Below are 22,163 nucleotides of genomic sequence, written 5' to 3'. Positions count from 1 at the left end.
TCCTCTTTTTCAGGTAGAAAGTTCCCTCCGCGAACCATCGCGGAGGGAATTCTGCTTTCTACGCCTGACCTGCAATGAAGACTCTTTCAATCCAGCGAACCTGGGGACAGAAGTCACCCGGAGTTTACGTTCGCGGCGCTTTTTATTGGTGCGAACCCTCGATCCGTGCTGTACGGTCATCCATTAACCAGCAACGCCACACAGAAAGGAACGGACATCATGTCGCTACACCCGCACGTCGTATCCGTACCTTCGTGGCGCAGCTGCACCGTAGACAAGCACATTTTTTCGGCCGCAATGTCGGCCAAGCACATGGGCAACAAGCGCGGTGTACCCCGAGAATGATCCCCAGTTTCACCGGATTCGTTCTCGGGCACCCAGGGCAAACGCCTCGGGTGCCTTTTCTTTTACCTTTCACACGCAGGAGCACCACATGAAACTTCGAGTCAACCAACTGTCCATCGCGCCGCCGTATGTCGATCTGCCCGGTGACCTCACCGGATACGCCGTCACCCTGGATCTTTCACACTCCGATGCGGCCCACGAAGCTACCCTCGGCGCATTGATCAGCGAGATCCGCAGTCGCGGAGCCTCACGCGTCGTCATCACCGGCTCACCCCGCGAACTCCAGGGCACCCACAGCAGCGCCGCCTGAAAGACCCGGGCGGCCTGAATGCAGAACGGGCCCCGAACTCCCGTTGAGGAGTCGAGGCCCGCTACCGAGGCAGGAGTCAGTGCGCGAAGTGGCGCGCACCGGTCAGATAGAGAGTGACACCGGCTTCCTTGGCTGCGGCAATCACTTCGTTGTCGCGAACCGAACCACCCGGCTGCACAACAGCCTTGACGCCGGCGTTGAGCAGCACCTGCAGACCGTCAGGGAACGGGAAAGAACGCGTCCGAAGCTGCAACCGAACCTACGACGCGGTCACCGGCTCGCTGAACAGCCAGATGCGCTGCGTCGACGCGGTTGACCTGGCCCATGCCGACGCCGACAGAGGCACCGCCGGAGGCCAGCAGGATCGCGTTGGACTTCACCGAACGGCTGGCGCGCCAAGCAAATTCGAGGTCAGCGAGAGTCTCGGCATCGGCAGCCTCACCGTTGGCGAGGGTCCAATTGGCCGGGTTGTCGCCGTCGGCGTCCAGGACGTCGCGCTGCTGGAGCAAGGTACCGCCGGAGATCGGACGCAGTTCGATTCCGGTAGCGGTCGGAGCGGCTGCCTTCAGAACACGAATGTTCTTCTTACGCTGCAGAACCTCGACAGCTCCGTCTTCGTACGAGGGCGCGATGACGACCTCGGTGAAGATGTCGGCGATCTGCTCGGCCAGTTCGACGGTGACCTCGCGGTTGGCAGCGATCACACCACCGAAAGCACTGACCGGATCGCATGCATGCGCCTTGCGGTGGGCGTCGGCGATGTCGGTGCCGATGGCGATGCCACACGGGTTGGCGTGCTTGATGATTGCGACGGCCGGATCAGTGAAGTCGTACGCTGCGCGCCACGCTGCGTCGGAGTCCGTGTAGTTGTTGTACGACATCTCCTTGCCGTGCAACTGCTCCGCCTGAGCCAAACCTGCAGGCGCAGCCGGGTTTTCGTACAGCGCAGCGTCCTGGTGCGGGTTCTCGCCGTAGCGAAGAACAGCGCTGCGGTTCCAGGTAGCACCGACCCAGGCCGGGAACAGCGAGCCGTCCTCGTCAGCGGCGATCGTGCTCGTCATCCAGCTCGCAACAGCGACGTCGTACGACGCAGTGTGCTGGAAAGCCTGCGCTGCAAGCACAGTGCGCTCACGCAAGGTGAATCCGCCACCGGCAACGGCAGTCAGGACGTCGGCGTAACGAGCCGGATCGACCACGACGGCAACCGACGGATGGTTCTTGGCTGCAGCACGCACCATCGACGGGCCGCCGATGTCGATCTGCTCGACACACTCGTCCGGGCTAGCGCCCGAGGCAACCGTCTCGGTGAAGGGGTACAGGTTCACGACCACCAATTCGAAGGTCGCGATGCCGAGTTCCTCGAGCTGAGCGAGGTGATCCGGCTTGCGGGTATCGGCGAGAACGCCGGCGTGGACGCGCGGATGCAGCGTCTTCACACGGCCTTCGAGGCATTCCGGGAATCCGGTCAGAGCCTCGACCGGCGTCACGGGGATTCCGGCGTCGGCGATCTTCGACGCGGTCGAACCGGTCGAGACCAACTCGACACCGGCCTCGTGCAGGCCCGTGGCCAGCTCGATCAGACCACTCTTGTCGTAGACGCTGACAAGTGCACGGCGCACAGCCTTGCGTTCACTCACTGGGGATCACGGCCTTTCGTCCATCGGAAACCACTCCGCGCGTAGCAACAGCGGCGATGACGTCCGCCAACAACCGTCGCTCCACAATTTTGATGCGTTCATGCAACGAAGACTCGGTGTCGTCGTCATGCACCGGCACAGCTTCCTGCGCCAAGATCGGCCCGGTATCAACTCCGCCGTCGACGAGATGCACCGTGGAACCGGTGACCTTCACGCCGTACGCCAGAGCGTCGGGAACCGCGTGCGCGCCGGGAAAGGCAGGCAGCAACGCGGGATGAGTGTTGATGATTCGGCCGCCGAAACGCGCGAGAAAGCTGGGGCCGAGGATTTTCATGAAGCCTGCACTGACCACGAGATCGGGTTCGTACTCGGCCACTGCTGCTGTCAGCGCCTCGTCCCAGGCGGCACGATTTTCGTAGGTCTTGATCGAGACCTTGAAGGACGGGATCTTCGAATCCGCAGCGTGCTCGGCGGCGAGGCAGTCACGATCTACACCGACGGCAACGATCTCGGCGGGGTATCCCTCGGCATGCGAAGCGTCGATCAGCGAAGTCAGCAGGGTTCCCGCGCCGGAAGCGAGTACGACTACCCGCGCGACCGAGTCGCGAAATTGGACCCTGTCGGGCATTGTCGGCTGCGGATTGTCGGCCGAGGCAGTCAGCGCACTACTCCTGAGAACTGGAAGATGATGCGGCCGGAGTATCGGCCGCATGACAGCCTAGTCGCTGGACTCCTGCGGCTTCGAGGGCAGGTCGGTCTCCGGCTCCGCCCCGGCTGTGGGGTCCGCCTCGGGTGCCGCGACAACCTCCGCGTCGACTACTTCGATCTCGACGGTTTCCTCTGTCACTACCTGCACGGGTTCGCCTGATTCTTCGACAATTTCGGCTTCGACGACCTTGGTCACTACCACCGCAGATTCCTGGGCGAGCACTTCGTCGGCGTTTTCGTCGTCCTCGCCATCCGTTGTGGCCGCGGCCGTGATCGCAAGTTCGGGCTCGGATTCTCGAGCCGGTTCAGCCGTCGGCGGCGCAACCTCGTCCTTCATGTGTCCGCGGTGTGAGAACCACATCGCGAACAGCGCCGAGACGGTTCCGAACAATCCCAGCCACGCGAAAGTCAGAAGACCGAAGCCCCACCACAGGACCTCGACGGTGCCGAACTGCCCGAGGTCTCCCCCCGCAGCAAGGGCAAGCAGAGCCATGACGACGCCGGCACCGGCAGCTGCCGTCAGCACTGCGAGCACACTGTCCTGCCCGGCGATGCGTCGAGCGCAATCACGGCCGAGCATCACACCCACCGCAGCCGGAACGACCAACAGCACCGGCCAGATTCCGCCGGCGACGCCTTCCGGAACCGCTCCGAGAAGGGGCAAGGGTGGCAGATCTCCACCGATGTTGCCGAACACGCTGATGGAGACGTTTCCGAAATCGGCCGTCGATCCCGTCATCACCGCGGCTGCACCGACCACGAGGTTCGGCAGGTAGAGCAGCGACAACACCGTCAATCCCAGTACGCCGACAAACCCGTTGCCGCGTGCGAGTAGGTCACCGACCGTCGACCACGACACGAGTAGCGACACCACGACGGCCACGGCGCCCGCAGCCAGCAGCGCTGCCGACGCAGCCGCGGCCGGACGAACAGCGGCAGATGCCCACGGCGGAATCTCGGCGACGACGCGATCCCAGTGCGCAGCAGCAACACCGACGGACGCGGCGATCAGGTGAATCCCGGCGACCCAGCCGAAAGCGGCCAACGTGTTGGGGCTCGACAGCGGAATTGCCGCGGAGGCGTCGGCGACAACGGCGAGAGCGATTGCCGTGATAGTCAACGGTCCGGCTACCGCCGCCCCCACCAGGCGGAGGGTGTCGTCACGGGAGTCGGTGTGCACCGCAGTCGACGCGCATCGGCGTGCGACCACCCACATCATGACCGCCGTTGGAAGCAGTGGCAGTACACCGAGTTGGACGCCGCTGATAGTCGCCGGCACCTGGTGGATGGCCAACCATGTAGTGGCAATGGCGCCGAAGGTTCCGGTCAGGTCGCTGCTCGCCGATACCAAAGTGACCACGACGACAGCCGCGATCAGCAGCATCGTCAGGCCCGACGGTCGGAAGGCGACGGTCAGCAGCTTGCGCGCCAGGTCCGGGTTCGGTCCCGGGCGACCGCCGCCGACGCGGCCGCTGCCAGTACGACCACGTCCGGGTCGTGAGGACGTGGGACGGGACCGGGTGCCATCAATCAAAGAACTCATCCCCTCGAGGGTTTCACTCGACAGTGCGCCGCGCACTCAGGCGCGCCGTCGGGCTCACGGAATGTGGCCTCCACCCGCAGCGGGTCGGAGGCCACATTCATGTTCGTGAAACGAAGAAGTACTACTGCTGACGCTCGTCGGGGTTCTGCGAGCCGAAGACCTTGGTCTCGGCCGCGGAATCGCTGCTGCCCTGGTCAGGTTCCGCAGACGGCGTCGGCGCTTCGAAGGTAGGCGGCTCGAAGCCCGTCGGCTGCTCGGTCGAGCCAGTCTGCTGCTGGTTGTACGGCTGGCCGTAACCGCGTGGAGCGGTGAACTGATCCGACGAGTAACTCGGGTTCGGCTGGCCACCGGGCTGAGAGGTCAGCGGATAGTAAGACGACGTCGTCGCGGCCGACGAGTCGGTCTGTCCGGGATTTTGCACCGGGTTCTGCCCGTAGGGAGACGCAGTCTGGCCGTAAGGCGGCTGCGAAGCGGTCGGGTCGACGGGGGCGGCGTGCGCTCCCCCGTATCCCTGCTGCTGCGCCTGCCCGTACTGCGGATTCTGCTGGTACTGGCCCGGCTGCTGAGCCTGCTGAGGCTGGCCGTACTGAGCCTGTCCGTATCCCTGTGGCTGACCTGGCGCCTGCCCCGGCGCCTGGCCGTAAGGCTGCTGCTGACCGTACTGCTGAGCTACCGGTCGGGGCGCGGGCGCCTTCAGGATTCCGATCTCGAACAACAACGCGGCGACTGCGACGACGGTCTGCACGAACGAGAGGATCAGCACGATGATCAGGCCCCAACCGAGGCTGATGTCGACGTAGTCGCTGGTACCGACGGAGAACGCGGCGAACACCAAAGCGAAGAAACCCGTGAGGGTGAGCGCTGCGGCAATGCCTGCATACGACTGCTTCGGGAGGAGCGATACGCCCGCAACCACACCGCCGGCGAAAACGAATCCGAGGCCGTAGATGCTCGATTCGAAGAAACTCGAACTGGTATCCAGGCCGCTACCGATGCCGCTGCTGCTTCCACTGATCGACGTGAAGGGCGCAAAACCGAGCAGGAAATTGATCAGGCCGAGTGCCGCGACGGCGATGAGCAGGATGAATCCGAGATTCTTGGTTCCACCGCCCGCTGCCGGCTGATTCGGTGGCCCGAAGCTGGGCCCTTGCGGCGTGAACGTCATGACTTCTCCTCGTAGACGGTCTTCGATGGTTACCAGCGTATGTGTCTCGACTTCGCACGCTAACACCGACAGGAGACAATGGGCAGATGCCCTTCACCCTCGCGCCCGGCGCCGACCACGTCGTCGAAACCGAGGTGAAGCACTCACGATTCATCGCCGCGCTTCACCGGGTAGACGACGCCGAAGCCGCCACGGAGTTCGTCGCGGAGCAGAAATCGCTGTATCCCGATGCGCGCCATCATTGTTCGGCTTTCGTGATCGGATACGAGGCGAACTCACGCGTCGAACGTGCACACGACGACGGTGAACCGGGCGGCACTGCCGGGGTGCCGATGCTTCAGGTTCTCAAGTCTCGAGATCTGGTCGATGTGATTGTTGTCGTCACGCGCTATTTCGGCGGAATCAAGCTCGGCGCCGGTGGATTGGTCCGCGCGTATTCGGGAGCGGTCTCGGTGGCTCTCGATTCGGCCGAGCTTGTGGCCAGGGAGAGAAAGGTCCTGCGCACTTTGGCGATCCGGCACTCAGAGGCCGGTCGGGTGGAAGCGGAGCTGAGAGCGCGGGGCGTCTCGGTGCTCGGAACTACGTATGGATCGAAGGCGGTGATGACGCTCGCCGCCGGTGACGCCGACGATCTCGATTCGATCGTCGCATCCATCACATCCGGTGCCGGGCAGTTGGAACCTGCCGGGTCGATGTGGGTCGATACCACTGTGCGTGGTTAAGGAGTCCGGAGACTCCCTAACCACGCACGGGGGCGAAGCCCCTTACAGGGACTGAAGAATCTCGCGAGCGAGAGCAGCGGTAGCGGACGGCGTCTTGCCGACCTTCACGCCTGCAGCTTCGAGAGCTTCCTGCTTTGCCTGAGCAGTTCCCGAGGAACCGGAGACGATGGCACCGGCGTGGCCCATGGTCTTGCCTTCGGGAGCGGTGAAGCCTGCCACGTAGCCGACGACCGGCTTGGTGACGTTGGCCTTGATGTAATCGGCTGCACGCTCTTCCGCGTCGCCACCGATTTCACCGATCATCACGATGACCTTGGTCTCGGGATCCTTCTCGAACGCCTCGATGGCGTCGATGTGGGTGGTTCCGATGACCGGGTCGCCGCCGATGCCGATGGCGGTGGAGAAGCCGAAGTCACGGAGTTCGTACATCATCTGGTAGGTCAGGGTGCCCGACTTGGAGACCAGGCCGATGGGGCCGGTGCCTGCAATGTTGGCGGGCGTGATGCCGACGAGGGCCTCACCCGGGGTGATGATGCCGGGGCAGTTCGGTCCGATGATGCGGGTCTTCTTGCCCTTGGACTCGTTGTACGCCCAAGCGTAAGCGGAGTCCTGAACCGGGATGCCCTCGGTGATGACCACGAGGAGCGGGATCTCCGCGTCGATGGCCTCGACGATGGCGTCCTTCGAGAAGGCCGGGGGAACGAATGCGATGGAGACGTCTGCGCCGGTCTCCTTGATTGCCTCTTCGACCGTCGCGAAGACGGGGAGCTCGACAGGGGAACCGTCAGCTGCAACGTGCGAGACCGTGGTGCCGGCCTTGCGAGCGTTGACGCCGCCGACGACCTGGGTGCCGGCCTTGAGCATCAGAGCGGTGTGCTTGGTGCCCTCGCCGCCGGTGATGCCCTGGACGATGACCTTTGAATCCTTGGTGAGGAAGATTGCCATTGTTCTGTGAGTCCCTTACTTCGCTGCGTGAGCGAGTTCGGCGGCCTTGTCGGCGGCCTCGTCCATGGTTGCGACGACCGTGACCAGCGGGTGGTTGGCCTCGGCGAGGATGCGACGACCCTCTTCGACGTTGTTTCCGTCCAGGCGAACGACGAGCGGCTTGTTGGCCTCGTCACCCAGGGTCTTCAGTGCGCCGACGATGCCGTTGGCAACTGCGTCACACGCGGTGATGCCGCCGAAGACGTTGACGAACACGCTCTTGACCTGTGCATCGTTGAGGATGACATCCAGGCCGGCAGCCATGACTGCAGCGGAAGCTCCGCCGCCGATGTCGAGGAAGTTGGCGGGCTTGACGCCACCGTGGTTCTCGCCGGCGTATGCGACGACGTCCAGCGTGGACATGACCAGGCCTGCGCCGTTGCCGATGATTCCGACCTCACCGTCGAGCTTGACGTAGTTGAGGTCGTTTTCCTTGGCCTTGAGCTCGAGGGGATCGGTAGCGTCGCGATCCTCGAATGCCTCGTGGCCGGGCTGACGGAACGCTGCGTTCTCGTCGAGGGTGACCTTGCCGTCGAGGGCGAGGATCTGATCGTCAGGCGTACGAACGAGGGGGTTGACCTCGACGAGGAGTGCGTCTTCGCCGATGAAGACCTCCCACAGCTTCTGGATCGTCACGGCCGCTGCGTCGAGCACCTCTGCGGGCAGCTTTCCTGCCTCGGCGATGCTGCGCGCGAACGCGAGGTCGACGCCCTTGACTGCGTCGACGGGGATCTTGGCGAGAGCGTCGGGGTTCTCCTCGGCGGTGACCTCGATCTCGACGCCACCCTCTACCGAGCACATGGCCAGGTAGGTGCGGTTGGTGCGGTCGAGCAGGAAGGAGATGTAGTACTCCTCGGCAATGTCACTTGCCTCTGCGACCAGCAGCTTCTTGACGACATGGCCCTTGATGTCCAGGCCCAGGATTGCCTCGGCGTTTGCCACTGCGGCATCCACGTCGGGCGAGTACTTGACGCCACCGGCCTTGCCGCGGCCGCCTACCTTGACCTGTGCCTTCACCATCACGGGCTTACCGATTTCTTCGGCAATCTCGCGTGCGCCGGCGACTGTGTCTGTAACACGTCCAGCCGAAGTCGGCACTCCGTGCTTGGCGAAGAGTTCCTTCGCCTGGTATTCGAAGAGATCCATCTGCTCACCGTCTCGTCTGCGTTGTCACCCGCTCGAGGGGTAGGAGCGGGTCTGTTCTGGACTTTAACCAGTTGCCGCGTTCGGTTTGCGCCCGCATTGATGCTATGTGGCCCAAGTCACGCGCAATTGCTCGATGAGGCACGCCTCACCGATTCGGCAAGGTGGCCACACCGAATTTGTCAAGCATCAGTCTCACTGATTCTTGCGCTCGAGAACGCTGCAACGAGAAGCAACACTATGCCCGTGGCCGCTGTGATCGCACCCACCCCCACGGTTGCGTCCGATATGCGCGATGACGTGAGTGGCCACTCACCGACGTACACCAGAGCTGCCACGGCAGATCCGATCAGCAATGCCGCGCCCCGCGACGGCCGCGCGGACGCTGCGATCACAGCGGCGATCACGACGGTGACGCCGACGAGCAGTTGACCCCAGACGTCAATTCCCCACGGCCACTCCAGAACTGAGGCCGCCGTATAGGCGTCGCCCTGATAGAGGGGAAGCGCGGTTCCGATCAGGACAGCGACGGCGCCGATCCCACCGACGATAAGCACCAGCCCTCGCGAACCGCCACCTACCGACGTGTCGACATCCTCACGCTCGGCGCTTCCCGCCAGCCAGACGAGCAGTCCCGTCGCCGCAGCGAGGAAAGCCGCGCCGCAGAGCACGAAGGCACCGGCCCCCAACCCGACGCCCGGTACGTCCGTGGCGATGACAGCCGACTGCATGACAGCGGCGACTCCCATCACGACCGTGGTCCACAACACGCCGACGGCCGGCCGCACCACCGCGGCGCGGCCCGGGGCGAACAAGCCCAGACCGGCGACCAGCAGTACAGCAGCCGCGAGCAAGACAACTCGAGACGAGAGCATGGACGGTTCGGGGATGTTCTCCGGCAACGACAGGACCGGAAGTGCCACCCCCAGGGCCGCCACTGCTGCGGTGACAACTGCGCCGATACCGGCAACGCGGTGAAGTCTGTTCACCCGCGCTTGCGCCGCCCGGGACTGAGCCACCATCGCCGCTTTCAGCGCACCCTTTGTCGTCTTCGCGGGTGCGCGAACCACACTTTCAGCGGGAATCGCATCTCTTTCACGCCTGGATGCGAGGTAGGGAGCTGAAACTCCGATCACGGCGATGACCACGGCGGCCAGCGCCCCGACCACCGATCCCGAACCGACGCCGATCCGATCGCCGGCCGCGAACCCAGCCATCACCCTGGTTCCACTGACTGCGAGTGCGCCGAGACCGACACCGATCAGGGCGCCGCAGCCCACCGGTAGCGAGATGGACGTCAATGCCGCCGCGACCGCAACGAGTACCGCGACGCCGACCAATCCCGTACCGACGGCGGTGGCCGCCGCCGAGTCGACGAGCGGTTTGACCAGAAAGATCGGATCCTGCGAACTGAAGGAAGGACCGAACAGGGAGAGCACGAACACCACCGCGGCCAGAATCAGCAGCGCTGTCGGCCACCCACCGATCCGCCCGCCAACCGATCGCCCGTCGAATTCCGCGGCGCGAGCGCTGCCGTATCCGTCCCGCTCCGATTCACGATGGACGACCATGAAGCCGAGGACACCGGACACCACAAGAAGTCCGTGGCCCGCGAGCGCGAGATAAGCGCCCGGACCCGCATCGATCGAACCCGCCGAAATCGGACGGAAAAGGTCCAAGCGGTTTGCATCGATTGCGTCGACGAACAACTGAACGTCGAGGATCGCCGCGCCGAGGGACACCGCGCCGATACCTGCCAGGAGTCCACCTGCGAAGGCGGGCCTGCGCCCCGAGGTGAGCACCGCAACCAGCGGCACGACGATCGTGCAGACGGCAGCGAAGAGAGCGGCGGAAGCAAGAGCCCCCGTCGTGTCGACCCCGCGGCCACTCCCGACTCCGACGACGGGACTGGCTGCCACTCCGACGGCACCGAGCAGTCCGATTACCGCCGCGAGTGGCGCCCCGGACTTCACTCCGGGGTCGTCGATACGCGCCTGCGACGTAGTTCCAGGTGTTGTGGACACTCGATCGACGGTAGTGCCTGAATGGACCGGTGATCCGGTTGTGACACGCGCGATCACGAAACGAGATGATTCGTCCGTTTTGCCCGGATCGACATATTCCCAGGTCAAGCTGTGAGGCACGTCACATAATCGGACAGGTTTCCGCTACGGCTTGCGCCCATCGCAATCATTTCGTTACCGTCAGTCGGTCTAAGTCACGGGCTGATCACGAACTCGAGGAGAGAACCGGCATATGCATCACCGCAGCCAGTTCACCGCTAGTAGGTTCTCGAACTCAGCTCCAGACGAGGTCACGACCACTTATCCAACGCACTCGGCCAGGCGTTACACCGAGACCAAAAGTTCTGAGATCTCTACCGATATGTTCACTCGAAATTCATCCTCCACGTCGTCAGATTCCGACTCTCACGAGTTCGTCGAGTCCGACGTGATCAGCACCCCCACTTACGCCTCCTCCGCACCGACAGTCGATGTCGAATCTCCGGTTCGCCGCAGCGGTGCTCACCGACTCCCCACCCCTCCCTCCGCTCTCAAGGGCCGCGCCGCCGTTCTGGCAGTTGCAGCCGGCGCGGTTGTCGCCGCGGGCCAGGCAGTTGTCAACGACGGTTCCTCTTCTGCCGCCGACCACTCGGAAGTTGCACTCGCCAACGAGTCCTCCGCGATCGGTACCACCGCAGAACCGCAGGCCGCTCAGTTCGCTCCGGCCACCTCCACGGCAGCCACCACCGAGGCCGACGCTCCGCAGGTCCTCAACGTCGCAGCGCCGACCGACCTCTCCCAGTTCAGCAACCTGCTTGCCAAGGGCCAGCGTTTCAGTGACGAGCGCGCAGCACGCGAAGCCGCTGCCCGTCGCCCGCTGTTCGTCCTGCCGGCAGTGGGCACGTTCACGTCCAACTTCGGCACCCGCTGGGGCACCCTGCACGCCGGCGTCGACATCGCCGCCCCGATCGGGACGCCCATCGTCGCCGTCGCCGACGGCAAGGTCATCGATTCAGGTCCGGCTTCCGGGTTCGGCATGTGGGTACGCCTACAGCACGCAGACGGAACGATCACCGTCTACGGCCACATCGACACGTCCACCGTCACGGTTGGTCAGCAGGTCATGGCCGGCGACCAGATCGCCACTGTCGGCAACCGTGGCTTCTCCACCGGCCCGCACCTTCACTTCGAGGTTCATCTCGCCGGCGAGAACAAGATCGATCCCCTCCCCTGGCTCGCCTCACGCGGCATCAGCCTCGGCGTCGAGCAGGACTGATCGCAAGCCCAACGCTTCTGATGAAAAACTTCCGGCCCGCACCTTTCCAGGTACGGGCCGGAAGTTTTTGCCTGTCTTCTACAGCTTGACCATCGGCACACCGCCGATGAGCATCAACCGCACCTTGCCCGCGCTACCGAAGTCGATGGTGACCGTCGCGGTGGGGCCAGTGCCCTTGGTTTCCAACACGGTGCCCAGACCGTACTTGTCGTGACTGACGCGGTCACCCGTGGCGAGGACCAGAACGTTGTTGCGGCCACGCGCGGCACCGAAACTGGGAGTCGACGCGGCCTTGCCGGACCCTCCCCCGTAGTTCTGCCCGCCGCCGTATCCCTGGCCGCCCTGGCTGCCGTAGCGGCTTCCGCTGCCGTAACCCGGCCTGCCGCTTCCGAATCCGCCACCGGTGCCCGGATCCTCACGGCGCCAGTTGATCAGGTCCTCCGGGATCTCCTGGATGAACCGCGACGCCGGGTTCTGGATCGGTTGCCCCCACGCCGAACGCATGATCGCGCGCGTCAGGTACAGGCGCTGCCTGGCACGGGTGATGCCGACGTAAGCAAGTCGACGCTCTTCGGACAGCTCCGCCGGATCGCCGAGGGCGCGCATGTGCGGGAACTGCCCGTCCTCCCAACCGGTGACGAAGACGACCGGGAACTCGAGGCCCTTGGCGGTGTGAAGCGTCATCATGGTCACGACGCCGTCGTCGGAGTCCGGCAGTTGATCGGCGTCGGCGACAAGCGATACCCGTTCGAGGAAGGCGGCAAGCGAACCCGGATCGGGTTCACCTTCACGCATTGCTGCGGTTTCCTCGTCGTCCGGATCGATCAGCCCGGCCGCGTTTCGCGCGTCGGAACTGAATTCCCTTGCCACGCTGACGAGTTCGTTCAAGTTGTCGAGTCGCGCGCCATCCTGCGGATCGCTGCTCGCCGCAAGCTCGGCGCGGTAGCCGGTGCGCTCGAGCACCGCCTCGGCAACCTCACCGATGTCACCGAGCTCGAACGGTTCGTCCTCGTCGGCGGCCGCTGTCGGTAGCAGGGCCCGCAGCCCGTCCATCATCTCGAGGAACGACGCGATGGCCTTCTGTGACCGCGTATTGAGCAGCGCCACTTTGCCTTCCGCGCCGTCACGGAGAGCGGCGGCGAAGCTGATGTTGCGATGCTCGGAGTGCACGGCGACGCAGGCTTCGGCTCGATCACCGATACCGCGTCGGGGCGTGTTGAGAATGCGTCGCAGGCTCACGGTGTCGTCCTCGTTGGCGAGGACGCGCAGATACGCGACGATGTCCCGAACTTCCTTGCGCTCGTAGAAGCGAACGCCGCCGACCACCTTGTACGGCACTCCGAGTCGAATGAAGATCTCCTCGAGCGCGCGCGAGGAGTTGTTGGTCCGGTAGAACACCGCGATGTCGGCGAACTTGGTCTCGCCCTGGTCCACCAGCCGATCGATCTCCGAGGCGACAAACGATGCTTCGTCGTGCTCGTTGTCTGCAACGTAGCCGACGATCAGTTCGCCTTCACCCGAATCGGTCCACAGACGCTTTTCTCGTCGGCCGGTGTTCTTGGAAATCACGGAGTTGGCCGCAGACAGAATGTTCTGCGTCGAACGGTAGTTCTGTTCGAGAAGGATGGTCCGAGCATCCGGGTAGTCGCGTTCGAACTCTTCGATGTTGCGGATAGTGGCTCCGCGGAACGCGTAGATCGACTGATCGGCGTCACCGACGACGCACAGTTCGGCCGGGGCAACGGCGTGGTCGGACTCGCCGGCACCGCCGACCAGTTCACGCACAAGCATGTACTGCGCGTGGTTGGTGTCCTGGTACTCGTCGACGAGCACGTGACGGAAGCGGCGGCGGTAGTACTCGGCGATCTGTGGAAACGCCTGAAGAAGCGCGACGGTCTCACCGATGAGATCGTCGAAGTCGAGTGCGTTCGCCGCACGCAGCCGCTGTTGGTAGTGGCCGTAGACCTTGGCGATCAGTCGCGGAAGTTCGGCCGGATCCTGATCGGCTGCGACAACCGCCTCTTCCGGTCCGACGAGTTCGTTCTTCAGGTTGGAGATGTGGGTGGCGAGAAGCCGCGCGGAGAATCGTTTGGTGTCGAGCTCGAGGTCCTTCGAGATCATCGTCAGCAGTCGACGCGAATCGTCGGAATCGTAGATCGAGAAATTCGAGTTCAAACCGGGCAGGAGCGCCGCCTGTGCTCGCAGGATCCGCACGCAACTGGAGTGGAACGTCGATACCCACATGGCGTTGGCACGCGGTCCGACAAGAGCTGCCACACGCTCGCGCATCTCGGCCGCAGCCTTGTTGGTGAACGTGATGGCCAGGATCTGACCGGGGGTGACACCCCGTTCGGCCAACAGATAGGCGATGCGACGCGTCAGCACTGCAGTCTTGCCCGAGCCGGCTCCCGCGACTATCAGCAACGGCGAACCGGCATGGACCACGGCCTCGCGCTGTTGCGGGTTGAGACCCTCGAGGAGGGCGTCCGAACCCGCGTCGTGTCCCCGCGCGCCGCCCCCGTCGTGCTGGGAATGTCCGTCGTGCTCACCGAGTGCTGGGTACGTGTTCATCGCCTGTCCACGCTACCGGCGTCCACCGACACGGTCGTCAGTGCGTCCACCTGCTGGTAGAGGCACTTGGATTACCTGTGTCGAGCATGGCAAACTGGACGCTATGTTCAGCATTTCCGTTCGCGACAACACGGCCGACCCCGTCGGCCCGCTGTGGCGTTACTTTACGTGCCCCGGACCTCGGTGCACGTGATCTGAACAGCTCACCCGCCCCTGGTCCGAATCGGATCCGGGGCATTTTCGTCAGTGTGCCTGGATCGGTAACGACCCGAGCCGAGACCACGATCCACGCAGTAGGAAGAGGAGACGAATAGCAATGAGCACCCAGGCTGCAGCCCCCCATGGAAATACTGTCGATACTGTAAAAACTGCTCCGACAGACGTCGAGATCCCCCAGAGTGAGGCGGAGATCGACGAACTACGGAAAGAAATCGACCGTCTCGACGCCGAGATCCTCGCGGCCATCAAACGCCGCTCCGAGGTCTCCCAGATCATCGGCCGTACCCGGATGGCATCGGGTGGTCCGCGTCTGGTGCACAGCCGCGAGATGAAGGTCCTCGAACGATTCAACGAGCTGGGCCAGGAAGGCCACACTCTCGCGATGCTGCTCCTGCGCCTGGGCCGCGGACGCCTGGGCCACTAGCGCACACCCAGATCACTTGCGAACGGCCACATCGGATGCCTCTGGCAGTCCCGATGTGGCCGTTCGCGTGTGTATCAGCTCTCGAGCGCGATGTACTTCGTGTTCAGGTATTCCTCGATCCCCTCGGTCCCGCCCTCGCGGCCGAATCCGGATTCCTTCACGCCACCGAACGGCGCTGCCGCGTCCGAGATCACTCCGCGGTTGACGCCGATCATTCCTGATTCCAGTGCGTCGGAAACCCGAAGCGCACGGTCGAGATCCCTCGTGAAGATGTACGCGGCCAGTCCGAACTCGGTGTCGTTGGCGGCTGCGATTCCCTCGGCTTCGGTGTCGAAGCCGGTGATCGCGGCGACGGGTCCGAACACCTCTTCTTTCAGAATCCGCGCGCTGGCCGGAACGTCTGCCAACACCGTGGCTGGATAGAAGTACCCTTCACCATCCGGCGCTTCGCCGCCCAGTCGCACCTTCGCCCCGGCATCCACCGCATCTGCAACCAACTCCGCGACCGTGTCGAGTTGGTTCTGGTTGATCAGCGGGCCGAGCTTCGTCTCCGGGTCGGTACCGGGTCCCATCGTGAAAGTCGCCATCTTCTCGGTCAGCTTGGTCGTGAACTCTTCACGCACGGCGTTGGCGACGTGGAACCGGTTGGCGGCGGTGCATGCTTCGCCTCCGTTGCGAAGCTTCGCCAGTACCGCGCCCTCGACTGCCTTGTCGACGTCCGCGTCGTCGAACACCACGAAGGGTGCGTTGCCACCCAATTCCATCGACGTGCGGAGCAATCGCTTCGCGGACTTCTCCACCAGCATCTTGCCGACGCCGGTGGAGCCGGTGAAGGTGAGCTTGCGCAGTCGAGGGTCGTCGATGAGAGGGCCGGTCACTTCACCGGATTTCGATGTCGGCAACACCGAGAGGACTCCGTCGGGCAACCCGGCTTCGGCCATGAGCTGAGCAAGCAACAACATCGTCAACGGGGTCTCCGAGGCAGGCTTGACGATGATCGTGCAGCCGGCGGCCAACGCCGGGCCGATCTTGCGGGTACCCATCGCCAACGGGAAATTCCAGGGAGTGATGGCCAGACACGGTCCGACCGGCGCCTTGGTGACAAGGATCCGGCCGTTGCCCGCCGGGGCCGGCGTGTAGCGCCCGCCGATGCGAACGGCCTCCTCGCTGAACCACCGGAAGAACTCCGCCCCGTACTTCACCTCGGCGCGACTTTCGGCGAGTGCCTTGCCCATTTCGAGGGTCATCAGCAGCGCCACGTCCTCGGCTCGCTCGGTGATCTTCTCGAAGACGGCTCGCAGGATTTCACCACGCTCGCGCGCAGGTGTGCTCGCCCACTTCGACGAGACGGCGACGGCTTCGTCGAGAGCGCGCAGCGCGTCCGCGGGGCTCGCATCGGCGACATCGGTCAACGATTTCCCGGTCGCCGGATCCGCCACCGGGAAGGTCGCGTTGTTCTCCGCGGGCACGAACCGACCGCCGACGAACAACTGGGTGGGAACTGATCGAATGAATTCGAATGTGTCCATGGGTTCCATGATGCTCGTCGGAGCCGCGTCCGTCTGCCCGCGAGCGAGACTCACGCGGAAGTTTCCAGCTTGTGCCACTAAAGTCGATGATCGTGAGCACTGACATCACCGGAACCTCAGCCTGGCAGAAACTGCGCGCTCATTACGCCGACATCGAAGGCGTTCACCTGCGAGAACTCTTCCAGGACGATCCAGCCCGCGGGCGAGAGCTGACGATCGACGCCGGTGATCTTCACATCGACTACAGCAAGCATCGCGTCAGCCGCGAGACTCTCGCGCTGCTCGTCGACCTGGCCCGCGAGGCCGGCGTCGAGGCACGACGCGACGCGATGTTCGCGGGCGATCACATCAACACTTCCGAAGACCGCGCCGTACTGCACACAGCGCTGCGTCTGCCCAAGGATTCTGCGCTGACCGTCGACGGTCAAGACGTCGTCGCGGACGTTCACGAAGTTCTGGACGCGATGGGCGCTTTTGCCGATCGTGTGCGCAGCGGCGAGTGGACCGGAGCTACCGGCAAGCGCATCCGCACCATCGTCAACATCGGCATCGGCGGTTCCGACCTCGGGCCGGTGATGGTCTACCGCGCATTACGGCATTACGCCGACGCCGGAATCAGCGTCCGGTTCGTCTCCAACATCGACCCTGTCGATCTGGTCGGGCAGCTCGACGACCTCGATCCGGAGACGACGCTCTTCATCGTCGCATCCAAGACGTTCTCCACCCTCGAGACCCTCACCAACGCGACAGCGGCAAAGCGTTGGCTGTTCGCCGGTCTGGGCAGCGAAGACGTCTCGGCCGTAGCCAAGCATTTCGTCGCAGTCTCCACCCACGGTGACCGTGTGGCGGAGTTCGGCATCGACACCGCGAACATGTTCGGGTTCTGGGATTGGGTCGGCGGGCGCTACTCCGTCGACTCGGCGATCGGCTTGTCGGTCATGTGTGCCGTCGGACCGGTTCGCTTTGCGGAGTTCCTCGACGGTTTCCACCAGATCGACACGCACTTCCGAAACCAACCGCTCGAGCAGAACGCGCCGGTCCTCCTCGGCCTCATCGGGCTCTGGTATTCCAACTTCTTCGGCGCACAGTCCCGCGCAGTTCTGCCCTACTCCAACGACTTGCTGCGCTTTCCCGCCTACCTGCAGCAGCTGACCATGGAGTCCAACGGCAAATCGGTTCGCGCCGACGGCTCACCGGTGACCACGTCCACCGGTGAGATCTTCTGGGGCGAGCCCGGAACCAACGGCCAACACGCCTTCTACCAACTCCTGCATCAGGGCACCTGGCTGGTGCCTGCCGATTTCATCGGGTTCGCGGAATCCACCGACGATCTGCCTACTGCGGACGGCACGGGATCAATGCACGATCTGCTCATGAGTAACTTCTTCGCTCAGACAAAGGTTCTCGCGTTCGGGAAGACTGCCGAAGAAATCGCGTCAGAGGGCACTGCTCCGGAGCTGGTGCCACACAAGGTGATGCCAGGCAACCGGCCTTCGAGCACTATCTTGGCGAAGGAGCTGACCCCCTCGGTCGTCGGTCAGCTGATCGCACTTTACGAGCACCAGGTATTTGTCGAAGGTGCTGTCTGGGGTGTCAATCCGTTCGATCAGTGGGGCGTCGAACTCGGCAAGACACAAGCCATGGAACTGGGGCCTGCGCTCTCTTCCGAAGCAGCACCCGGCGACCTCGGCGACACATCCACAGATGCTCTGGTGCAGTGGTACCGCAGAGAGCGCGGACGGGCCTGACTCACGCGGCCGCCGGGCCGAACCAACTTTCCGTTGTGTACACGCGTCCGGATCGGTCGACGAGCCGAGCCCGAAGCTCTTGCTGTTCAACCCATTTGATGGCGCTTATCCCCCGGATCAACGCAGCTTCGCTCGCGGCGTACGCCCACACCGCGTCGTCAGCAATCACCGAGACCTGTGCCCATTCCGTGGAGGGCCGCTCCTGGTTCGGCTCCCAGGAGGGCAGCTCCAGCGCCCGCGCCGTCGCCATCGCGGTTCCGTTGATCAGTTCGACTTCTTCGCTGTCCGGCACCGGAATCTGCCAGCCACCAGCCGGTGCATGGCCGGCCGTGGCGATCACGTCGCCGATCCGCACAGCAACGCCGCATTGTAATTCGGCGGCGACGATCTGCGCGGCGCGATCGACGGTGTCGGCCTTGGCAACTCCGGTGATGTCGAACGACGCACCCCAGGGCGCGTACACCACGTCTCCGTCGAGCTGTACGTCCTCGAACGTCGGGGTCGGGTGCACCGGAGGGATGGATTCGTCCTCGGAGTAGTTGTCGGCAAGCGGATTGACTGCACCGCCGGTCATACGGGCAGCCCACAGCGCCGACCGCAGCAGAGCCGACATACGTCGTGTCACTTTGACCGGAGTTCCCTGAGCGAGGTTGACGGCGTGAATCTCGGCGTCTCCCCGGCGAAGGTCGCAGACCGCTTCGGTTTCGTCGATGGCAGCTGCGATCAACGCGTGCGCAGTAGGCAGCGCAGCGCCCTCGGTGACGTCCACCTCCACGGCGGAATCCCACATCGCCCACTTCTCGACACTGACCATGTCAGTCCTGCCCTTCGAACACACTGTGTTGTAACCAGTATGCGCCGGTCAGCAACCCCCGTGCCATAAAGCGCTTCCGAGGCCGAGGCACACATGCCGCAGGTTGAGCAGCGCACGGCGGGGACTGGATGGTAGATCTGTGCGACAGAATTGCCGCCTGGACTGTCGCCCTCCGTGTGCAAGACGTGTAATCCTCCACATGGTTCTGACATGCACCTGACTGCGACGACGTCGACTACTACTGGCGCAGCGGGCTATTCCGATCCGAAAGACGCAGAGTCGACGCTCGACATGTCCGGCCGGCCGGCTGCGCTTCGAGCCCGGTCCGCCGCAGCAACACGCCCGGGCGGCGCTGATGTCACCGCATGAACCTTATGTCACCGCATGAAAAATGGGGACCGACGAGAAGCACTGTGTTCCAACGTCGATGACATACCAATCGGCCGCTTTCAATGCGCGTCACTTTCGCAGGTGGACACACCTGAGCGCTCACTCTCGAGTGCAGCAAAATACGGGCCCACCACTGCGCGCGAGCGTCGAGCAGAGCACCGAGAAGAAGTCCCGAACACGCGGCGCGCCAACCGCCGGCACGACGACGCCCGGTGCCCGGCGGCAGCGCTTCGCACGTTACAGACCGAGCAGGAATGCATCGACACAAAATGGATAGGACCGGCTGAAAGAACCTGCAGCACAATGGCGTAACCACCACCGTTCGGCTTATACGCTACCGCCGTACACCTTGGCAAAACGAACGGTCAGTACGCGGCGAAAATCACATACTTTACAAAGTCTTTGGAATTTTTCTGCGCCAAATATCCGCAGGTGAAAGGACTTTCGACCAGAGTCCAGAATAACCGTGTCGTCTACTATGTGAAAACTGCGAAGTAGCTGTGACGCTGGGTCACGCTCGAGGGAGGAATTGTGACCGATTCATTCAAGGACCGTTTGAACGCCTTGTACCCGGCCACAGCACCGAGACTCACCAACGCACAAGTTGTGGAAGCCCTTTCGCAACGTGGATGCAAGATTTCGACACCGTACCTCTCGCAACTCCGGAGCGGTGTGCGCACGAATCCATCGGAGCAAGTCGTTTTGGCATTGGCCGATTACTTCGGCGTGGCAGCAGAGTACTTCTTCGGCCCGACACCTCGCCAAGATCCCGAACTGATTCCGGAAGAAGACCGTTCGGTTGTCGAGGAGTTCCACGACAGCGAATTACGTTCTCTGGCCATAAAAGCGGTCGATCTCTCCCCTGAATCGCAGGACTTGCTCTCATCGATTGCGGAGAAACTTCGCTCGTCCGAAGGACTCCCGGCCGTCCCTCCGGATTGCAGCACCTACACCCCACCGTTCACTCGCGACTAGTCCGGAGCGAAGTTCAGCGAGTCAGATCAGCGAGTCAAGCGGCCCAATAGTGCCGAAGCTGTGATGATTCCGAGCAGCGCGGCCCCGATCAGCACGCCGAAGTCGACGAGGTAGTCGGTCGGCATTCCGATCAGCAGACCGCGCAGCGCTGACACCTCGTAACTCAGCGGATTGATGCGACTGAGCCACTGAACCCACGTCGGCATGAGTTCGACCGGGTACAGAGCGTTGGACGCGAAGAACAACGGCATGGTGATCGCCTGGCCGATGCCCATCAATCGATCTCGTTTGAGCACGATCCCCGCGATCGCAACCGACAGACAGGCGAAGAACGCCGAGCCGAGGACAACGACAGCCACGACGCCGAGCAACTTGATCGGGTTCCACGTCATGCTCACGCCCAGCAGCGCCGCTACAACGACTACGACCACGGCCTGGGCGACCGCACGGATACCGGCCGCAAATGCCTTTCCGGTGACCAGCGCGGCTCGTGGCGTCGGCGTCACCATGAGTTTGGTGAGGACTCCCGCGTCACGCTCCCAGATGATCTGGATTCCGTAGAAGATCGCAACAAAAAGCGCGGACTGCGCAATGATGCCCGGCGCGAGAAAGTCGAGATACGGTACGTCGCCAGTCGGGATCGCTCGGATATGACTGAACGTCTGACCGAAGATCACCAACCAGAGGATCGGCTGGATTGCGCGCGTGACCAATTCAGATCGGTCGTGCCGCAACTTCTGAACTTCCACGAGGCAGAATGTGTAAATTCTCGAGAGCAATCGAGCAAGACTGTTGGTAGTGGGATCAGCCCAAGCGGCGCGCTGTGCGACGGGCACTGCGGACATCGTGGAGACCTCCTGACTTGTCGCCGGTGAGATCGTCGCCGGTGTAGTGACGGAACACGTCTTCGAGAGTGACCTCCGGCCCCAGTTCGGCGGCCAACGCGCTCGGCTCGCCCACCGCACGAAGTTCACCGTGATGCATCAACGCAACACGATCACACAACTCCTCCGCTTCTTCCATGTAGTGCGTCGTGAGCAGCACAGTCATGCCGTACTGCTTCTGCATCTCCGCCACTCGCTGCCAGACGGATTCGCGGGCAATGGGATCCAGCCCCACCGTCGGTTCGTCGAGCACCAGCAACGACGGTCGGTTCACCAGCGCCTGCGCAAGTTCGAGACGTCGCACCATACCGCCGGAGAAGCTCGACGCGAGACGCTCACCTGAATCGAGCAGATCCACCATCTCGAGCGCCTGGTCGACGCGCTCGCGTCGTTCGGACCGCGGAACGTCGTACAGTCGCGCGAACCAGGTCACGTTCTCGCGTGCGGTCAATGCGCTTTCGATCGAGAGCTGTTGTGGCACGTACCCGAGGTAGCGCCGAATGGTCATCGCTTCGCTGCGAACGGAGCGACCGAGAATCCGAATGTCACCGTCTTGCAGAGGAAGTAACGTGTTGAGCAACCTGATCGTCGTAGTCTTTCCTGCGCCGTTGGGACCGAGCAGGCCGAAACACTCCCCCGCATTGATGACCAGACTCAGGTTGTCCACCGCGCGGTGGTCGCCGAACTTGTATGTAACCGAGTCGATCTCGACCGCGTGTGCGCCGGGGTCGGGTGAACCTGCCGCTCGGCTCTTCCACCACTGTGTCAGCATC

18 protein-coding genes and 1 pseudogene are annotated in these 22,163 nt (G+C 63.5%); 7 read left to right on the top strand and 12 right to left on the bottom strand.

From position 1 onward, the window contains the following. The first annotated feature begins 433 nt into the window (after nt 1-433). Entirely contained in the window at nt 434-655 is a 222-nt protein-coding gene (locus ABIE52_RS30100; protein WP_003946391.1) for a hypothetical protein, read from the top strand. A gap of 76 nt (nt 656-731) precedes the next feature. Here the strand turns inward: ABIE52_RS30100 and purH are convergent. The 4 genes and pseudogenes from purH to ABIE52_RS30080 all read right to left on the bottom strand — a co-directional run bounded on the left by purH (nt 732) and on the right by ABIE52_RS30080 (nt 5,708). Further along, nucleotides 732-2,292: pseudogene (purH, locus tag ABIE52_RS30095) on the bottom strand (bifunctional phosphoribosylaminoimidazolecarboxamide formyltransferase/IMP cyclohydrolase). Continuing rightward, a complete protein-coding gene (gene purN, locus ABIE52_RS30090) occupies nt 2,285-3,004 on the bottom strand; it encodes a phosphoribosylglycinamide formyltransferase (protein WP_007727601.1) in 720 nt (239 codons plus the stop codon). Before purN ends, purH begins: the two are co-directional and overlap by 8 nt. A gap of 6 nt (nt 3,005-3,010) precedes the next feature. Next, the gene (locus tag ABIE52_RS30085; RefSeq protein ID WP_192712295.1) at nt 3,011-4,543 is read right to left on the bottom strand and encodes a cell division protein PerM; all 1,533 of its coding nucleotides are present in this window, start codon (nt 4,541-4,543) and stop codon (nt 3,011-3,013) included. Nucleotides 4,544-4,664: 121 nt separating this feature from the next. Further along, a complete protein-coding gene (locus ABIE52_RS30080) occupies nt 4,665-5,708 on the bottom strand; it encodes a DUF5336 domain-containing protein (RefSeq protein ID WP_064074026.1) in 1,044 nt (347 codons plus the stop codon). Between the two features lie 86 nt (nt 5,709-5,794). On the opposite strand from ABIE52_RS30080, the gene ABIE52_RS30075 reads away from it, so the two are divergent. After that, entirely contained in the window at nt 5,795-6,430 is a 636-nt protein-coding gene (locus ABIE52_RS30075; protein WP_003946418.1) for an IMPACT family protein, read from the top strand. 42 nt (nt 6,431-6,472) lie between these two features. Here the strand turns inward: ABIE52_RS30075 and sucD are convergent, their stop codons facing one another. From sucD to ABIE52_RS30060, 3 genes are all read right to left on the bottom strand, one after another. Then, nucleotides 6,473-7,375 carry a succinate--CoA ligase subunit alpha gene (gene sucD, locus ABIE52_RS30070; protein ID WP_003946432.1) on the bottom strand — a complete coding sequence of 301 codons (903 nt, stop codon included), beginning with the start codon at nt 7,373-7,375 and terminating at the stop codon, nt 6,473-6,475. Nucleotides 7,376-7,390: 15 nt separating this feature from the next. Beyond that, on the bottom strand, nt 7,391-8,560 hold the full coding sequence (sucC, locus tag ABIE52_RS30065; protein WP_003946426.1) for an ADP-forming succinate--CoA ligase subunit beta: 1,170 nt from the start codon (nt 8,558-8,560) through the stop codon (nt 7,391-7,393). 179 nt (nt 8,561-8,739) lie between these two features. Continuing rightward, nucleotides 8,740-10,581, bottom strand: coding sequence for a hypothetical protein (locus ABIE52_RS30060; RefSeq protein ID WP_253741274.1), 1,842 nt, complete (start codon nt 10,579-10,581; stop codon nt 8,740-8,742). Nucleotides 10,582-10,813: 232 nt separating this feature from the next. On the opposite strand from ABIE52_RS30060, the gene ABIE52_RS30055 reads away from it, so the two are divergent. After that, the gene (locus tag ABIE52_RS30055; protein WP_030534879.1) at nt 10,814-11,836 is read left to right on the top strand and encodes a M23 family metallopeptidase; all 1,023 of its coding nucleotides are present in this window, start codon (nt 10,814-10,816) and stop codon (nt 11,834-11,836) included. A gap of 78 nt (nt 11,837-11,914) precedes the next feature. Here ABIE52_RS30055 and pcrA read toward each other — a convergent pair whose 3' ends face one another. Next, complete coding sequence (pcrA, locus tag ABIE52_RS30050; RefSeq protein WP_003946394.1) at nt 11,915-14,407, bottom strand: DNA helicase PcrA; 2,493 nt, start codon at nt 14,405-14,407, stop codon at nt 11,915-11,917. A 316-nt stretch (nt 14,408-14,723) separates the two neighbouring features. Here pcrA and ABIE52_RS30045 point away from each other — a divergent pair, with 316 nt between their 5' ends. Continuing rightward, on the top strand, nt 14,724-15,050 hold the full coding sequence (locus ABIE52_RS30045) for a chorismate mutase (RefSeq protein WP_003946362.1): 327 nt from the start codon (nt 14,724-14,726) through the stop codon (nt 15,048-15,050). A gap of 74 nt (nt 15,051-15,124) precedes the next feature. Here ABIE52_RS30045 and ABIE52_RS30040 read toward each other — a convergent pair whose 3' ends face one another. Beyond that, nucleotides 15,125-16,579 carry an NAD-dependent succinate-semialdehyde dehydrogenase gene (locus ABIE52_RS30040; RefSeq protein WP_192712294.1) on the bottom strand — a complete coding sequence of 485 codons (1,455 nt, stop codon included), beginning with the start codon at nt 16,577-16,579 and terminating at the stop codon, nt 15,125-15,127. A gap of 92 nt (nt 16,580-16,671) precedes the next feature. Here ABIE52_RS30040 and pgi point away from each other — a divergent pair, with 92 nt between their 5' ends. Then, the gene (gene pgi, locus ABIE52_RS30035) at nt 16,672-18,327 is read left to right on the top strand and encodes a glucose-6-phosphate isomerase (protein ID WP_007727615.1); all 1,656 of its coding nucleotides are present in this window, start codon (nt 16,672-16,674) and stop codon (nt 18,325-18,327) included. Nucleotide 18,328: 1 nt separating this feature from the next. Here pgi and ABIE52_RS30030 read toward each other — a convergent pair whose 3' ends face one another. After that, on the bottom strand, nt 18,329-19,141 hold the full coding sequence (locus ABIE52_RS30030) for an FAD:protein FMN transferase (RefSeq protein ID WP_007727618.1): 813 nt from the start codon (nt 19,139-19,141) through the stop codon (nt 18,329-18,331). 210 nt (nt 19,142-19,351) lie between these two features. On the opposite strand from ABIE52_RS30030, the gene ABIE52_RS30025 reads away from it, so the two are divergent. After that, the gene (locus ABIE52_RS30025) at nt 19,352-19,510 is read left to right on the top strand and encodes a hypothetical protein (protein ID WP_192712293.1); all 159 of its coding nucleotides are present in this window, start codon (nt 19,352-19,354) and stop codon (nt 19,508-19,510) included. Nucleotides 19,511-20,062: 552 nt separating this feature from the next. Continuing rightward, the gene (locus ABIE52_RS30020) at nt 20,063-20,506 is read left to right on the top strand and encodes a helix-turn-helix domain-containing protein (protein ID WP_003946341.1); all 444 of its coding nucleotides are present in this window, start codon (nt 20,063-20,065) and stop codon (nt 20,504-20,506) included. A gap of 26 nt (nt 20,507-20,532) precedes the next feature. Here ABIE52_RS30020 and ABIE52_RS30015 read toward each other — a convergent pair whose 3' ends face one another. After that, a complete protein-coding gene (locus tag ABIE52_RS30015; protein ID WP_007727621.1) occupies nt 20,533-21,351 on the bottom strand; it encodes an ABC transporter permease in 819 nt (272 codons plus the stop codon). Beyond that, a complete protein-coding gene (locus ABIE52_RS30010) occupies nt 21,311-22,162 on the bottom strand; it encodes an ABC transporter ATP-binding protein (protein ID WP_192712292.1) in 852 nt (283 codons plus the stop codon). The genes ABIE52_RS30015 and ABIE52_RS30010 overlap by 41 nt, the downstream gene beginning before the upstream one ends. Between the last annotated feature and the right edge of the window lies 1 nt (nt 22,163).

Source organism: Rhodococcus sp. OAS809, from assembly GCF_040546695.1.
Lineage (GTDB): Bacteria > Actinomycetota > Actinomycetes > Mycobacteriales > Mycobacteriaceae > Rhodococcus_F > Rhodococcus_F qingshengii.
Note: the sequence above shows the minus strand (reverse complement) of the source record. Positions and strands in the feature narration are given on the sequence as shown.